At 60.8% G+C, this 1649-nt stretch carries 1 protein-coding gene; it reads right to left on the bottom strand.

The window, feature by feature from the left end:
- Positions 1-388 precede the first annotated feature (388 nt).
- Positions 389-1315 carry a hypothetical protein gene (locus Mrose_RS18275; protein ID WP_147371733.1) on the bottom strand — a complete coding sequence of 309 codons (927 nt, stop codon included), beginning with the start codon at positions 1313-1315 and terminating at the stop codon, positions 389-391.
- Positions 1316-1649 lie beyond the last annotated feature (334 nt).

A 1649-nucleotide genomic window follows, 5' to 3' on the forward strand; every position in this document is an offset into this window, starting at 1 on the left:
CCACCCACCCCGCCCCCCAGCAGCACCATGCGGCGCAGGAACTCCCGGCGCTCGAGTTCGCCTTCGCGGTAATCCTCGGCAAATTCCTCGACGACGTAGCGGTACAGGTCCTGACGTCCCGATTCCATGCCCTACCTCCTTCTCCTTTTGCCACAACCAAAGACCATTCAACCCCACGAAGCCACCTCTAGTGCTAGGGCGCAGGTTGCATTTGCCCCTGGTCGTGTTAAGAACACTACGCTCAATTTCCCGCCGGGGATTCACATGGAGTTATCAGACGCCGTACGCCGAAGGCAAAGCGCCGTGGGGTCCGCGGTTTTGGGGGGTTAGCGCACCCGAAATGCGCGGGCGGCGGGCCGGTGCCCGCCGCCCTGCCGGTTTTCCCCGCTCAGATAGGGTTGCCGTTGTAGGTGATGGTGTAGCTGTTGCAGCCGGTGTACTGGATCACCAGCTTGTTGCCCGCGTTGTCCTGGAAGGTGGCCTTGCCGCTGACGAAGCTGCTGGTGCAGCGCGAGTCATACTCCAGGTCTTCACCCAACATATTGAGCACGTAGTACTCGCCACGCACCTTGTACACGAAGCGGCCCTGGAAGTCCACGAAGCCCGCGTCGTAGGGGTCGCTGTCTCCGTCTACTTTAGGCGTGTAATTCATGTTCACGCCGAAGGCGACCTTGTCACTATTCTCCTGAATCAGGTAGCCGTAACGGACGTTGTAAGTGCCACCCGCGCCAGGAGAGTAATCGATGCCCAGGGCCCATCGTACAGTATCGGTGCCGTCTGTGAGGGTCAAGTCGATAAGAATGGTAAAGCCGCTCTGGGGATCGCTGTCGTTCTTGTCCTGAAGCCCGATCAGCCCGTTGGCGGTTACGCCTCCCTCTTTGCAGTTGTTGTAGCGAACCTCCGCGTAGACGGGAATGCCGTCGCCGTCGTTATCCACGATATCCGCAACGTCGGTGGAGGTCCTGGTGCCGCCTTGTGCACAGCTTGCCGTGCCCTGCACGCGGATCGAGCCCGCCTCGAGCCGTAGCTGGCGCAGGTGCTTGGCTACGGTGGGGTAATCCTTCTCCACCAGCGCCGCCGCCGCCTCCATAGGGTTGGCGCTGGCGCCGCCAATGTTGCCGGTCAGGCCCACTGCAATCTGGTTGACTGCCGAAACCAAGGTGCTCTTTTTGGCGCTGGCCTGGCTCTGGCTGAAGCCAGTGGGCGAATCGCTGGGCACGCCCGGCACATTGTTGCTCAGGTTAGGACCGCTCGAGCACGCTGCCAGAACGCCGAGGGCAGCCACCAGACCAATCAATTTTGCTCCTAGTTTCATACGCCTCCTCTTCGTAGAAAAGTCGGGCCAGATCAGCAGTGCATGGGCAGCCTTCGTTACTGGCCCTACGGGTTTGTTACCCAAGTTCCACCTTACCGAACAACCGTCATCCCTGTCGGCCCAATTCCAGGCTGGGTACTTAATGTAACGCTCATGTCGCGCTTCTGAGCAAGGGCTTGCGGGGTGCGTCCCCGAATCAACCCTAAAGGGCTAAGCTGCTGGGAAAGCGACATGGCGCACGGTGTCGAAAGAGACGATTGGACGGAGAGAGAATAGCTGGGAGCGGCCAAAGGCCTTGGCGTGGGCCCCGCTGACCGACCAGCGAGCCCCGGCG

It is taken from the genome of Calidithermus roseus, assembly GCF_003574095.1.
Classification (GTDB): Bacteria; Deinococcota; Deinococci; order Deinococcales; family Thermaceae; genus Calidithermus; species Calidithermus roseus.